This is a genomic window from Nostoc sp. JL31 (genome assembly GCF_017114965.1).
GTDB lineage: Bacteria > Cyanobacteriota > Cyanobacteriia > Cyanobacteriales > Nostocaceae > Nostoc > Nostoc punctiforme_A.
Genome location: NZ_JABXKO010000034.1, coordinates 134,452 through 147,197, shown reverse-complemented (window position 1 = coordinate 147,197; position 12,746 = coordinate 134,452). Strand labels below are relative to the sequence as shown.

The 12,746-nt window shown below is 42.3% G+C and carries 11 protein-coding genes; 7 read left to right on the top strand and 4 right to left on the bottom strand.

The features are described 5' to 3' along the window. Positions 1 to 360 precede the first annotated feature (360 nt). Positions 361 to 1,176: a DUF1838 domain-containing protein gene (locus tag HWQ43_RS06885; protein WP_292731559.1), complete on the top strand. Its 816-nt coding sequence runs from the start codon at positions 361 to 363 to the stop codon at positions 1,174 to 1,176. Positions 1,177 to 1,382: 206 nt separating this feature from the next. Here HWQ43_RS06885 and glsA read toward each other — a convergent pair whose 3' ends face one another. Next, complete coding sequence (gene glsA / locus HWQ43_RS06880) at positions 1,383 to 2,354, bottom strand: glutaminase A (protein WP_292731557.1); 972 nt, start codon at positions 2,352 to 2,354, stop codon at positions 1,383 to 1,385. A gap of 899 nt (positions 2,355 to 3,253) precedes the next feature. On the opposite strand from glsA, the gene HWQ43_RS06875 reads away from it, so the two are divergent. The 6 genes from HWQ43_RS06875 (at position 3,254) to HWQ43_RS06850 (ending at position 10,241) form a co-directional block, all read left to right on the top strand. Then, complete coding sequence (locus tag HWQ43_RS06875) at positions 3,254 to 4,357, top strand: septal ring lytic transglycosylase RlpA family protein (protein ID WP_292731554.1); 1,104 nt, start codon at positions 3,254 to 3,256, stop codon at positions 4,355 to 4,357. 185 nt (positions 4,358 to 4,542) lie between these two features. Continuing rightward, positions 4,543 to 6,150 (top strand): bifunctional pantoate--beta-alanine ligase/(d)CMP kinase, encoded by a 1,608-nt coding sequence (locus tag HWQ43_RS06870; RefSeq protein WP_292731552.1) that lies wholly within the window; start codon positions 4,543 to 4,545, stop codon positions 6,148 to 6,150. Positions 6,151 to 6,755: 605 nt separating this feature from the next. Continuing rightward, positions 6,756 to 7,358 carry a superoxide dismutase gene (locus tag HWQ43_RS06865; RefSeq protein WP_292731550.1) on the top strand — a complete coding sequence of 201 codons (603 nt, stop codon included), beginning with the start codon at positions 6,756 to 6,758 and terminating at the stop codon, positions 7,356 to 7,358. A 301-nt stretch (positions 7,359 to 7,659) separates the two neighbouring features. Further along, complete coding sequence (locus tag HWQ43_RS06860) at positions 7,660 to 7,866, top strand: hypothetical protein (protein WP_099099470.1); 207 nt, start codon at positions 7,660 to 7,662, stop codon at positions 7,864 to 7,866. 90 nt (positions 7,867 to 7,956) lie between these two features. Beyond that, complete coding sequence (locus HWQ43_RS06855) at positions 7,957 to 9,093, top strand: AIR synthase related protein (protein WP_292731548.1); 1,137 nt, start codon at positions 7,957 to 7,959, stop codon at positions 9,091 to 9,093. A 461-nt stretch (positions 9,094 to 9,554) separates the two neighbouring features. Continuing rightward, a complete protein-coding gene (locus HWQ43_RS06850) occupies positions 9,555 to 10,241 on the top strand; it encodes a PHP domain-containing protein (protein WP_292731546.1) in 687 nt (228 codons plus the stop codon). A gap of 71 nt (positions 10,242 to 10,312) precedes the next feature. Here the strand turns inward: HWQ43_RS06850 and arsH are convergent, their stop codons facing one another. The 3 genes from arsH to arsB all read right to left on the bottom strand — a co-directional run bounded on the left by arsH (position 10,313) and on the right by arsB (position 12,600). Beyond that, positions 10,313 to 10,978 carry an arsenical resistance protein ArsH gene (arsH, locus tag HWQ43_RS06845; RefSeq protein WP_292731544.1) on the bottom strand — a complete coding sequence of 222 codons (666 nt, stop codon included), beginning with the start codon at positions 10,976 to 10,978 and terminating at the stop codon, positions 10,313 to 10,315. A 115-nt stretch (positions 10,979 to 11,093) separates the two neighbouring features. After that, positions 11,094 to 11,504: an arsenate reductase, glutathione/glutaredoxin type gene (arsC, locus tag HWQ43_RS06840; RefSeq protein WP_292731542.1), complete on the bottom strand. Its 411-nt coding sequence runs from the start codon at positions 11,502 to 11,504 to the stop codon at positions 11,094 to 11,096. A 31-nt stretch (positions 11,505 to 11,535) separates the two neighbouring features. Then, positions 11,536 to 12,600, bottom strand: coding sequence for an ACR3 family arsenite efflux transporter (gene arsB / locus HWQ43_RS06835; RefSeq protein WP_292731540.1), 1,065 nt, complete (start codon positions 12,598 to 12,600; stop codon positions 11,536 to 11,538). Between the last annotated feature and the right edge of the window lie 146 nt (positions 12,601 to 12,746).

Here is a 12,746-nt window from a genome sequence, read left to right as displayed (position 1 = left end):
GAGTTTAAAGACTCGTCGGCGAGTATCAAAGACTCATTCACGAGTATCAAAGACTCATTAATGGAGTTTAAAGACTCGTCGGCGAGTATCAAAGACTCATTCACGAGTATTAAAGACTCATCAGCGAGTATCAAGGGACTTGCAAAAATAAATTATCCCAAATTATTTCTAAATTAGTAGGGGCACAAGGCCTTGCGCCCCTACGATGGGGTATTTTTTTAACTGGAAGTCCCCAAAGACTCATTGTTGTATTCCAAAATATATTTATTTTATCCCTCCCCTACCTTTTAACTTCTAAAGATGCAACTTGAATGCTGGTTAGCTTATCCTTTTGTTATCCAAATACTAAGGATGCTTTAGATGGTTGCCCAAATTCAAGAACTTGAAGCGCAGCACTGGGTTAAAACTCGTTCTTCCCTTGACCCTACTGAATCCACTTTCCTGATTTGGAAAGGTAAAATTTACGCCTTTATCCCCGGTGAGAAAAGACAACTCTTGTTTAAGATGCTGGGATTAAGCGTTAGCCGATGTATTCCCACAGCAGAAGGTAGTTGGGATTTTACTTCTAGGGAACTAACTTACTACCTCAACCCAAAAACAGATGAGGTTTTACCCAAATGGGAGAATCCTTGGACAGGCGAGACAGTTCCGGTGATTCACGTTGCCAATAATCCTGTACAGGGAAAGTTTGAGGGAAATTTCCCCGCACAAGTAGACAGTGACAGCACAACCTTCGTTTTTGATATATTTCCTTATTACCCCAATCCCCTAGCAGACGATCGCAAATTTGCCGAATACAGCCCTAATCCAATTTATCAGGCAGCGGAATTGTTTAAATTAACAGTGCCAACCGCAGATTTATTCAACCCAGCACTTCCCTCTGTTTCTGAACTCAAACTAAGTTGGGATCGGATTGGTCAATGGCTTCCCTGGATGAAAATGGGCGATCGCCCTGGTCAACTGATCTACAGTGCTGTTGGTAGCAAAGTCAATGGTTTAACAGAACTGCCCCCCGTGCTACAAGACGAAATTAATAACCGTATTCCTCTATATAAACAAGCCCCAAAAGCATTGATAGATGGGGAAGATATGACTTCCTGGTTGTACTTCCAAAAGCACTTTCAAGCTTATTTAGCTGGTGAAATCTTCCCACTTCCGCAAGCAGAAGAGTTCTGAGTGATGAGTGCTGTTAGCGGATAGCTAGGGTTTAGCCCGTGCTGAGTTGGGAGTTGGGAGACAGTATTTATCGTAAATCAAAGGGTTTAAGACCCCTACCTCTACAGGTAGCGCCAGTTTCAGTCGGGGTTTAAATCCCCGTCTGAAAATGTCTTTAATTTTGAATTTTGAATTCTTAATCTCCCCTCTACCCAATACCTTCCAATTCACTCTTGACCTGAACAATCAAATAGATGTAAACCTAACCGTTGGGAAAGTTCTTCACAAACCTTTACCCCCCGCACACTATTACCACGCATATCCAACAACGGTGAAAAAACTCCAATGCCCATTTTATTGGGTACAACGGCGATAATCCCACCACAAATCCCACTTTTCGCCGGAATCCCAATTTTATAAGCCCACTCACCTGCAAAGTTGTACATTCCACAGGTATACATAACACTTAAAATATCTTTGATGTAACGCTTATCTACCGCCCGTTCTTTGGTGATGGGGTTAATACCTCTGTTCGCAAGGGTAGCCGCCATCACTGCTAAGTCTTGACAATTCACCATCACAGCACACTGCTGAAAATAAAGATCCAGCGCCTCTTCGATGTTTCGGTCAATCATGCCAAAGTTAAGCATCAAATGCGCCATTGCGCGGTTACGATGCCCTGTACTGCGTTCTGAGGTAAAAACTGAAATGTCAACGAATACGTCACGGCCAATATATCGCCGGAACATATCTAGCATCCGATTGAGGCGTTCGGTAGGGCCGGAACCTTTGATTAAGCTAGTGGTGGCGATCGCTCCAGCGTTTACCATTGGATTATAAGGTCGCTTCGATTGCTCATCCAAAACAATCGCGTTGAATGCATCCCCCGTCGGTTCAACGCCAACTCTAGTTAAAACATAATCCAGTCCATGATCTTCTAAAGCAAGTCCATAAGCAAACACCTTGGAAATTGACTGAATGGTAAAAAGTTGCTCGTAGTCCCCAACTTTGTAAACCTGACCATCTACTGTCACAATGCAAATGCTGAACAAATCTGGGTTTGCCTTTGCCAGTTCGGGAATGTATTTCGCTACTGCACCCTCTTGCAAAGACTTGTACTGGGAATGCAACTCGTTGAGAAAAGCTTTTAATGGCGATGGTTCTATTTCTAAATCTCCTGAATGTATTTGGTTTGTCATTAGGCTGATAGCATTTCCCAAAATACCTACTATATATAGAAGAGGTGCAGGTGTACATCCCTACTGTTACAAAGATTTTGTCAAAAATAGCTTGATATAAAAGATCATACTTGAGCAATTACTGAGGATAGACAATATAGGCTGTCATTTTTAGTACACGCAACATCTGTTATCCGTGCGATCGCAAAGTTTTCTTAATTTTTAAGTCATTAATCCTGAAAAATATTAATTTGAGTATTGTCCTTTTTTTTATACTCAGCAATACGGTATTAGATGGTGATATTTATCACTAATATCAGTTTAGTCATAGAGAACAAAAGTAATGATTGATGTAAGTAGAAAAAACTTTGAAAAAAGATATTAAACTCAAACTAATTTGCATAATTATTTAAGATGTAACTCATATCACCACTTATTCATAGTTAAATCTAAATATTTCATTAAATAAATGATTTTAAGCATTTATGCCGATGCTATTTAATTAAAGTTATATTAATTTCTTATAGGGAATAGCCCTATAAGATGTGACATAGAATACACGGGTAGTAGCGAGCCTTTAGAACTGATGTAAATAGGGTATCGCCAGTTTAATGTGAAATAAGCGTAAATTTTTTTGAAGAAATTTTTGACTTAAGGAAAAAAGCGTTACATAGCTAAAGTCCGCTTTTGAGAAAGGTTTCGCCCTTCAAATTGGAATTGAAATTTGAGAAAGTGGCAGATAGTTACGCTAAAACCCTGATCCCCAAGCCAAAAGGTTCGTGCTAGTCTGTTGCAGTTATAAAGAACAAAGTGAAAACGGAACAAGTTCGAGTTTTTCAAAAGGGAAATCACTTTCATTAGTGGTAAATCCCGCGAGTTATAAAACTTTAAGTTCTACAGTCGCTTTCAAAAACGGACGCATGAATCAAAGACATTTGTGGACTATTGTTGCCCTGTTTCTCACTGTTTTGGGAATACCCTCAGTCGGTTGCACTCAAACCACCAAGGGAAATGCGCTAGCATCCCAAAAATCACCTGCCCCTGACGTGGTTAAGGTGGGAGAGTACCAATCCAGAGCAGGGAAACAAACCTTGGATGCTGTGATTACAGAAATTCATCCTCACAACATTAGAGGACGTAAGGCGGCAACCCTTTTTATCAAAAATATACCTGTTCTCACCTTTTTGAGTTCTGTATCAAATACGAATCTTGAGACTAAAAAAGTTGGTGCAATTGGCAATACTGGGGGCGTACAAGGGTACGCCCTTATTGCTAGCAATTCATCAAATGCATTAAATACTGGCAACATAACAGATGCGAGTAACCAGATTAGCTCCGCTGACAATGACCCGGTTCAGATAGCTGGTGTAATCGCAGCTAAGATCAACCAGTTGAATCGGGAAAACGTGGACGGGAGTAAGATTACCGTTAGTTGGAAAGCAGGGGAAAAATCTACTGCCAATCAAGCGCAAAACAAAAGCGTCCCTGTCCAACAAAATGGCGATCGCTATGTAATTAAAATTAATGGCGAAGAGTTGGTCGAAATCAGCGAAGGTACGCGATTAGCAGGTAGTACCAACGATCTAGCGCAAGATGCATTGCAAGCAACCAATCGCTTGCGGAGACTACTAGGCAATGCATCTCCCCTAAAAGAGATTGCGAATTTACCAGTCCGTCAACAAATATCAATACCAAAGCTACCCCAACAGATTGCCGTCGGAGTAGTGCGAGCCACCTTGAGAGGCATGGCTTCTTATTACGGCTATGACGGTTCTGGTAATCGCACTGCTAGCGGTCAGAGATTTAATCCAGAAGAAATGACTGCCGCCCATCGCAGCTTACCCTTTGGTACGCAAGTGCGTGTAACCAACACCCGCAACGGTCGTTCTGTAGTGTTGCGGATTAATGACCGAGGCCCATACATTCGAGGTCGAATCATTGACGTGTCTGCTGGCGCGGCTCGAATTTTGGGGATGATGGGCAGTGGTGTTGCACCAGTACATATTGAAGTCTTGGGGAAATAATCGAGTAGATTACAGATTACAGGTTACAGGGAAAAGATTATTCCCTATCACCTGTCACCTATAACCTTTCCCCTAAACCCAATCTCAGTTCCGTATCACTTAATTCCCCTAGTTCAATCAACTCTTCCCTCTATTTCAGATATAAACTAACGGGGGAGGGATCGATAAGAACTAGGGGTATTTTTGTGCGCCTGCTGACAACAGTCGCAGCTTTACGCTGCTATTTAACTAAACGCTGCTCAGAAAACAAGCTAATTGCAGTTACTGAGGATCTGAGACTAGATGAAATGACTGGCTGGTATCAGACGGCAGTCGGTCTGGTGCCAACGATGGGAAATTTGCATCAAGGTCATTTAAGCTTAATCCAACGGGCGCGGCACGAAAATTCTACGGTGATTGTGAGTATTTTCGTCAATCCCCTGCAATTTGCTCCTAATGAGGATTATCAACGCTATCCCCGCACTTTAGAGCAAGACCAACAACTTTGCGAACAAGCTGGGGTAGATGCCATTTTTGCACCGACTCCGGAAGAAATGGCAGTTCCTCAGAAGAGTATACAAGAATCAAAGGTTACACAAGTTATCCCCCCATCTGCTATGATGACAGGCTTGTGTGGTCGTTCTCGGCAAGGTCACTTTCAGGGTGTCGCTACGATTGTTACCAAACTTTTCAACTTGGTACAGCCTGACCGTGCCTACTTTGGTCAAAAGGATGGTCAGCAACTAGCAATTATTAAACGCTTAGTAGCTGACTTAAATTTGCCAGTAGAAATTGTTGCTTGTCCAACAGTACGGGAAGCGTCGGGTCTGGCCTTCAGTTCTCGCAATCAATATTTGACTGCAACGGCAAAAGAGCAAGTAGCGGTGTTATATCGGGGTTTGCGACGAGCTGAAACTGCATTCAAAGCAGGTGATCGCAATAGTAACAAGTTGATAGCAGTGGTACAGCAAGAAGTGGCAATGGTCAGCACGGTCTCAGTGGAATATATTGAATTGGTTGAACCGACTACGTTGATGTCTTTAGAAAAAGTTGAGGAGGAAGGAATGTTGGCGATCGCAGCTCGTCTTGGTGCTACACGTTTGATTGACAATATTATATTGCGCGATCGTCAACCCATTATCGCCATTGATGGCCCAGCCGGGGCTGGAAAATCCACAGTGGCGCGGCAAGTGGCAGCAAACCTGAATTTAGTGTATTTAGATACAGGAGCGATGTACCGTGCTGTCACTTGGTTAGTACTACAAAAGGGGATTGCTATTGACGATGAGTGTGCGATCGCTGAATTAACTAACCTGTGTAAAATTGAACTTACTCCCACCCAGGATTTACAATCATCTGTGCGGGTTTGGATTGACGGTACTGATGTTACCCAGGTAATTCGCACCATTGAGGTAACATCTCAAGTATCTGCGATCGCGGCACAAAGCGCTGTCCGCCAAGCACTGGTTAAACAACAGCAAAGTTGGGGTAAAAAAGGTGGTTTAGTTGCTGAAGGTCGGGATATTGGTACTCACGTATTTCCTGATGCCGAAGTGAAAATTTTCTTAACCGCTTCTGTAAGTGAACGCGCCCGTCGCCGCCAGCAAGACTTTAACACCCAAGGTCAACCTGAAGTGAGTCTAGAGCAGCTGGAACACGACATTGCCGAACGTGACTGGAAGGATAGTACACGCAAAGTTTCTCCTTTGCAAAAAGCAGTAGATGCGATCGAAGTACAAACTGATGGTTTGGACGTGTCTGAAGTCACGGCACAAATTGTTAACTATTACCAACAGCGTTTATCTCAGTTTTAATTACTGCTATTTGCTGTTAGTTTTTTAGTTTCACAGGCTGGTGGGTGAAGATTATTCATACCATCCTCAAAACTGTATTTACAGCTATTGTCAGGTAAGTAGACCACGCGGTAGGGGCGCAAGTCTTGCTACCCTACCTACAACAAGTGTGGTTCAAATACATGAAAACTGCTATCAAAATAAAATAGATAATTTGACTATTGGCTATTTTCTGTTGAAAATTAACACTTTCTAAGTGTTAATTTATATTAATTTTATTTAAATATTAAATCATCTCGCTTTCGACTCATTTTTCACATCGTAATTAATCCTACTAAAGATAGAAGTATGAAAGCTTTAATTGCTAAATGCTAGTTAGTTATTGGCCTTTCCCTATAAAACATTAGTCATTTTTATTTATAGTCAGAAATTGATAGCGATTTGACTTATCACCAAAGTACTTTGTTTCCGTCTTCACTTTATCTTCACTTTGGTAGTAGAATGACGATGTTAAGTTTTATGTTCCATGATTAAAGACATAAAACCACTAAAAATAAAAGCTATTAATTTCTCAAACTTCTGCAATAGCTTAAAACTGGAAACCGGTAAAGAGAGGATTTGACACAATGGTATTTGTACAGCCCCCACTACCCTTTGAAAAGGATGCTTTAGAGCCTTTTGGCATGAAAGCTGAAACTTTCGAGTATCACTATGGCAAGCATCACAAAGCTTATGTAGACAACCTCAACAAGCTCACTGAAGGTACAGAACTTGCTGATAAGTCTCTCGAAGAAGTGATCAAAATTTCCTTCCAAGACTCCTCTAAGGTGGGAATCTTCAACAACGCTGCCCAAGTTTGGAACCACACTTTCTTCTGGAATTCTTTGAAACCACAAGGTGGTGGCGCACCCACAGGTGAACTCGCAGCCAAAATCGATAAAGATTTTGGTAGCTTTGACAAATTCAAGGAAGAGTTCTCTAACGCGGCTGCAACTCAATTCGGCAGTGGGTGGTCTTGGCTGATCGATGATGGTGGTACGCTAAAGGTGATCAAAACACCAAATGCGGAAAATCCCCTAGCTCATGGTAAGAAGGCACTTCTAACCTTGGATGTTTGGGAACACGCCTACTACATTGACTATAAAAACGCCCGTCCAGCGTTCATCAAGAATTTCTTAGAAAACTTGGTCAACTGGGACTTTGCTGCTGAAAACTTGGCTAAAGCTTAATTACTTGGCAGTTTTGAACTGGCTGCAATGTGTTTTAGCCAGCTGCTTTGCGGCTACGTAGATTGTGCCAGATATTTAAAGTAGAAATATTCAGTTAACACCCTTGTCAGCAGTCACGACAGTAGTCAGTCAAGTTTAAATTGATGGGTAAATGAGTTCGTAGTAAGGACTTTAGTCCTTATTTTCTAAGCACTGAAGTGCTTACTACAAACCCTGAAAACTAGCTTGGACATTGTACTAGTATCGTGACTGTTTTTGGTTAGGCATTGAGGGGATGGTGGAAAATCAAAATATAAAATATATGGATAGCAAAGAACTAGCGCAATACATCGAAGCAACAAATAGTATCTCTAAACCTTGGGTATTGGTACAACTTCGCCTCAAAAAATTGCAAGAGCGTCGAGCCACACTGACAAATGATGTCTACACCAAAGAATTAGAAGATATTTACCAAGACTTGATGAAATTGGGTGAATGGTGGCGTGGTATTGAAGATGAGGTATTTTAAAGTGAGGAGTTATGAGTTATGAGTTATGAGTTTTCCTAACTTTTAACTCCTAACTCCTAACTCCTAACTCCTAACTTAAAACGCAACCTGATGGCTCAAGCTCTCGATCAAGTCGATTACGATACTCTCGATGCTGCAAAACGACGCTTCATCGATGCCGCAAAACGCACACTTGGCTTTGCAAGCGCTTATGGCATCGTCCCCGCATCGGGTCTTGGAGCAAGTGCTAACGCTTTCAGCTTCAACCTCGCTCCGTTTCTAGAGGCTGGGGCTAGAGAACTTTCGATGACACTTGTGCCCGAAGGACTGGGCACCGCAGACGATACCCGCCCTGACGATCTTTCCGAAGAAGAACTTAGACGATTCTGGTGGAATATTGGTATTAAGATCATCTCGTGTCTGACGAACGATGCCGCAACTTCAGGTATGCAGACTATACTTCTCGGTCTTTATCTGCCGTCGAGTACTCCTGAAACAATTTTTACCCCCGCTTTCCTTGATGGGTTTCTTGATGGAGTAGTTGAGGGGTGCAAACGAGTCGGGTGTGTCTATCTCTCAGGGGAAACTCCTCAACTAAAAACCAAGATGATTCCAGGGCGGCTCGACATCGCCGGCTCGGTTTTTGGGGTTATGCCGGCTGGTGTCGCTCCTATTGATAGTTCGCGTCTGGATGCCGGAAATACCATTGTTCTGGTCGAAAGTTCAGGCCCCCATGAGAACGGCTTTACCCCACTGCGAAAGCTTGCCGAATCGCTTCCTGATGGCTATAGAACACAACTTCCGAGTGGGCAGGAGTTTTGGGAAGCAATGAATGCTGCGTCGTATCTTTACACGCCGCTTGTACAGGCGGTGCTTGGCGAAGGAATTCGTCCCACGGCGATGGAGAATATAACTGGTCATGGCTGGCAAAAGCTGATGCGGTCGGTGAAGCCGCTTCGGTATGTCATCGAAACGATGCTCCCAGTACCTGAGATATTTACATTTGTTGAAAGTCATCTTGAGGGCGGGGCCGAGACGATGCTTTCAGTGTTCAATTACGGTGCAGGATTCGCATTCTATACAGAGTCAAAGCAGGATGCAGAGCGAATTGTCATGCTTGCAAAAGAACATCAACTTTCGGCTGTGATTGCCGGAAGAGTTGAAGCGTCCCTTTCCCGCGAGGTAGTGGTAGAACCCCTTGGAGTCACCTTGAAGGGAGATTCTTTTGGAATTGCGCGAGGGGTATAATGCAGCCCAAGCGTAGGCATAGCCTGTCGTAGACATCGCCAGTTTTCTCAAAGCTATTTTAGACTCACTTATGCGGTCGCTAAAGTCATTATTGATTAGAAAAAAGCTGTAATTACTGAGATAAATAATATTTTTTACACATCAAAACAATTTAAATTTCAGGCTGATTAGAAATGATTACTCTACTAAACCTTTATTTTATAAGTCATTTAACACAGCTGTTATAGGCGCATTTATGAAAATTTAGGTGTAATATTTACTACTACTAGATTTAAAAGTAGTGCAAATTACCCATGACTACTGAGATTAAGATTTGCTAACGTAGTCTTAACATATTGAAAAATTTGCTGAAAAAGCTGAGAAAGTAGCAGCCGATACTAATTTTTAGTGTTGGTTCTTTCTCATCCAGAGATGTAGCATTTTGGTGTGTTAAGGATATATATTTTTCTTCAGAGGGGGTTATGGCTGTAAATTTGGCCCGTACTACAACTTCGGCAGAACTTTTAAAGCAAGTATTCCGTAACATTGATGCACATAGTTGTCCAAGGTTATTCAACTTTCACATGCACACTGTCTACTCGGATGGTAGATTGCAGCCTAGTGCATTGATGGAGCAGGCGATCGCTATTGGGCTAAAAGGGTTAGCCATCACCGATCATCATGGTATTATCGGCTATCAAGCAGGCCTTGCTTGGTTAGAAGATTGGAAGTGGAATAATCCTCATGCAACAACTCCTCACCTGTGGAGTGGCGTGGAAATCAATGCCAACCTTTTGAATATAGAAGTTCACATTTTGGCTTACGCTTTTGCCATAGAACACCCTAGTATGAAACCCTATCTGCAAAGAAGGCCGACTACAGGGCAAGAATATCAGGCAAGTAACGTGATTGCCGCTATTCATGAGGCTGGGGGATTGGCAGTTCTGGCTCATCCAGCTCGTTACAAGCGATCGCATTTCGACTTGATTCCAGCTGCGGCCCAAAAGGGGATCGATGGCGTGGAAACTTTCTACGCCTACAATAACCCTAACCCCTGGAAACCCAGCGTATTGGAATCAGAACAAGTGCAAAAGTTGGCTGATGAATACTTTCTTTTCAATACCTGTGGTACTGATAGCCACGGTTTGAGTCTGCTACAACGCTTGTAAAGATGAATCAATTTTTTTAAATCTCCTGGTTCAATCTGCCAGGAGGTTATCTTTTTTTGGATGCTCAATAGTTAATTTGTTTTAGAGTTAATTTCAAGAGATTGAGAGGCTATCATGATTGTCTCTTTGGCAGCTTTTTCCTTACGTTCGCTATAGCGGTCTGTGAGATAATCAACTTTGTCACGCAATAGCAAGGTAAATTTGTAAAGTTCTTCCATAACATCGACAACGCGATCGCGGTAGAGCGAATCGTTCATAGTCCCGTCTTCGTTAAACTCCTGATATGCTTTAGCCACTGAGGATTGATTGGGGATAGTGAACATCCGCATCCAGCGTCCAAGAATTCTTAATGTGTTGACAGCGTTAAAAGACTGAGAGCCTCCACTCACTTGCATCACAGCCAAAGTTCTCCCTTGAGTCGGGCGAACGGCTCCAATACTAAGCGGAATCCAATCAATTTGATTTTTCATAATGCCAGAAATCTGACCGTGCAACTCTGGGCTAGACCAGACTTGGCCTTCTGACCACAAGCTTAATTGGCGCAACTCCTGCACCTTTGGGTGGGTGTCAAGTACGCTGCCGTAAATCGGCAGTTCACGGGGATCGAAAAACTTTACCTCTGCCCCAAATTCTTCAATGATGCGTGCGGCTTCTTCTGCCAAAAGGCGGCTATAAGAACGCTCACGCAAGGAGCCATACAAAAATAAAATTCTGGGGGGATGGTCAAATGTCATCATGGTAATTGCTTATTCTTTTCCAACTCTCGCAAAAATCACCCACCAGAGGTTCTCTGAAATTGGTTGAACATTGGTTCGAGTCTTAGTGTAATCCCAGTGCTACAAGTAATATTTATCAAGCAGTTGTAAATTCTTGATTTACAGACTCAATTAATTGAGTGACCCGTTCTTTGATTTCATCGCGGACTCTCGGAAAAATTTCTGGTTGTTCTGCTGGATCGTCTAACTGCCAATCTTCAAATACTTCCCGCACAACCCACTCAGGCGGTAAATTCATGCCACAGCCACACAAAGAAATCACTACATCAAAGTCTTTCGCTTGGAAATCACTCAGGGGTTTGGAGTGTTGATCGGTAATGTCGATACCAATTTCTTTCATGGTTGCGATCGCTTCTGGTCTAACCTGACTTGCTTCTAAACCAGAGCTAATCACTGCAATCTTTCCCTTATCAAGAGTTTTAGCAAAACCTTCCGCCATTTGGGAACGGGCAGAATTCTTTTTGCAGACAAACATCACACGTTTCATGGTTCAAATCCTCCGAATAATTTGACTAAATTTAAAAGGTTCTCGATTCAGATAGCGAAAAATAACGTTTTTCAAACCAGAAAGCCACATTAACCAGACCAATCAATACAGGCACTTCCACCAGAGGCCCGACGACGGCGGCAAAAGCAACACCCGAATTAATGCCAAATACTGCGATCGCCACTGCGATCGCAAATTCAAAATTATTTCCTGCTGATGTAAATGCTACACTTGCGGCTCTAGAATAGTCTGTTTTAACGCGCCAAGCCATGTAAAAGCTGATCAAAAACATGATGATGAAGTAGACGATCAACGGAATTGCAATCTTCACCACATCGAAGGGGATCTGAACAATCAAATTCCCTTTCAAGCTGAACATAACGACGATTGTAAATAATAAAGCAATAAGTGTGATGGGGCTGATTTTAGGCACAAATTCCTCGTGATACCACTGCTTGCTTTTCACTTTTACTAAGAAGTAACGAGTGAAAAATCCAGCTAAAAAGGGAATACCGAGATAGATAAACACGCTTTTGGCAATCTCAGCAATGCTGACATTAACAACACTGCCTTGTAAGCCAAACAGTGGCGGCAGTACAGTAATAAAAAACCAGGCATAAGGACTATAAAAGATGACTTGAAAGATACTGTTAAAGGCAACCAATCCAGCCGTGTACTCTGTATTACCTCGTGCCAAGTCACTCCACACAACTACCATTGCAATACACCGGGCTAATCCAATCAAAATCAATCCCGTCATGTATTCTGGGTAATTATGTAAGAAGATAGCTGCCAGAGCAAACATCAAAATTGGCCCAATGATCCAATTCTGAATTAGTGAAACACCAAGAATTTTTCCGTTGCGAAATACATCCCCTAATTCTTCATACCGCACCTTGGCTAAAGGCGGATACATCATCAGAATTAACCCAATGGCGATCGGTATATTGGTTGCTCCCACTTGGAACTGGTTGATAAAGGCTTCTACTCCAGGAAAGAAATAGCCTAGACCAACACCGATAGCCATTGCTAAAAAAATCCACAAGGTTAGGAAGCGGTCAATAAAGGAGAGGCGTTTTGAAGTTTTTTTGTTCATTACAATTAACCCCATACATGAATGCAGGAGCTTTGAGCAGGAATTTCAGATTATTCAATCCAACATCCAAAATTGAAAATCTAAAATTCGTGAGTTATATCAAGAGTATATATCTATCATTTCAAAAAAAGTTGATTTGTAAATGC

Bases quoted from the DNA above. Each gene is read 5' to 3' on its own strand.
- HWQ43_RS06865 (WP_292731550.1), top strand. From the start codon at position 6,756: ATGGTATTTGTACAGCCCCCACTACCCTTTGAAAAGGATGCTTTAGAG.
- HWQ43_RS06855 (WP_292731548.1), top strand. From the start codon at position 7,957: ATGGCTCAAGCTCTCGATCAAGTCGATTACGATACTCTCGATGCTGCA.
- glsA (WP_292731557.1), bottom strand. From the start codon at position 2,354: ATGACAAACCAAATACATTCAGGAGATTTAGAAATAGAACCATCGCCA.
- HWQ43_RS06875 (WP_292731554.1), top strand. From the start codon at position 3,254: ATGAATCAAAGACATTTGTGGACTATTGTTGCCCTGTTTCTCACTGTT.
- HWQ43_RS06885 (WP_292731559.1), top strand. From the start codon at position 361: ATGGTTGCCCAAATTCAAGAACTTGAAGCGCAGCACTGGGTTAAAACT.
- arsH (WP_292731544.1), bottom strand. From the start codon at position 10,978: ATGATGACATTTGACCATCCCCCCAGAATTTTATTTTTGTATGGCTCC.
- HWQ43_RS06850 (WP_292731546.1), top strand. From the start codon at position 9,555: ATGGCTGTAAATTTGGCCCGTACTACAACTTCGGCAGAACTTTTAAAG.
- arsB (WP_292731540.1), bottom strand. From the start codon at position 12,600: ATGAACAAAAAAACTTCAAAACGCCTCTCCTTTATTGACCGCTTCCTA.
- HWQ43_RS06860 (WP_099099470.1), top strand. From the start codon at position 7,660: ATGGATAGCAAAGAACTAGCGCAATACATCGAAGCAACAAATAGTATC.
- arsC (WP_292731542.1), bottom strand. From the start codon at position 11,504: ATGAAACGTGTGATGTTTGTCTGCAAAAAGAATTCTGCCCGTTCCCAA.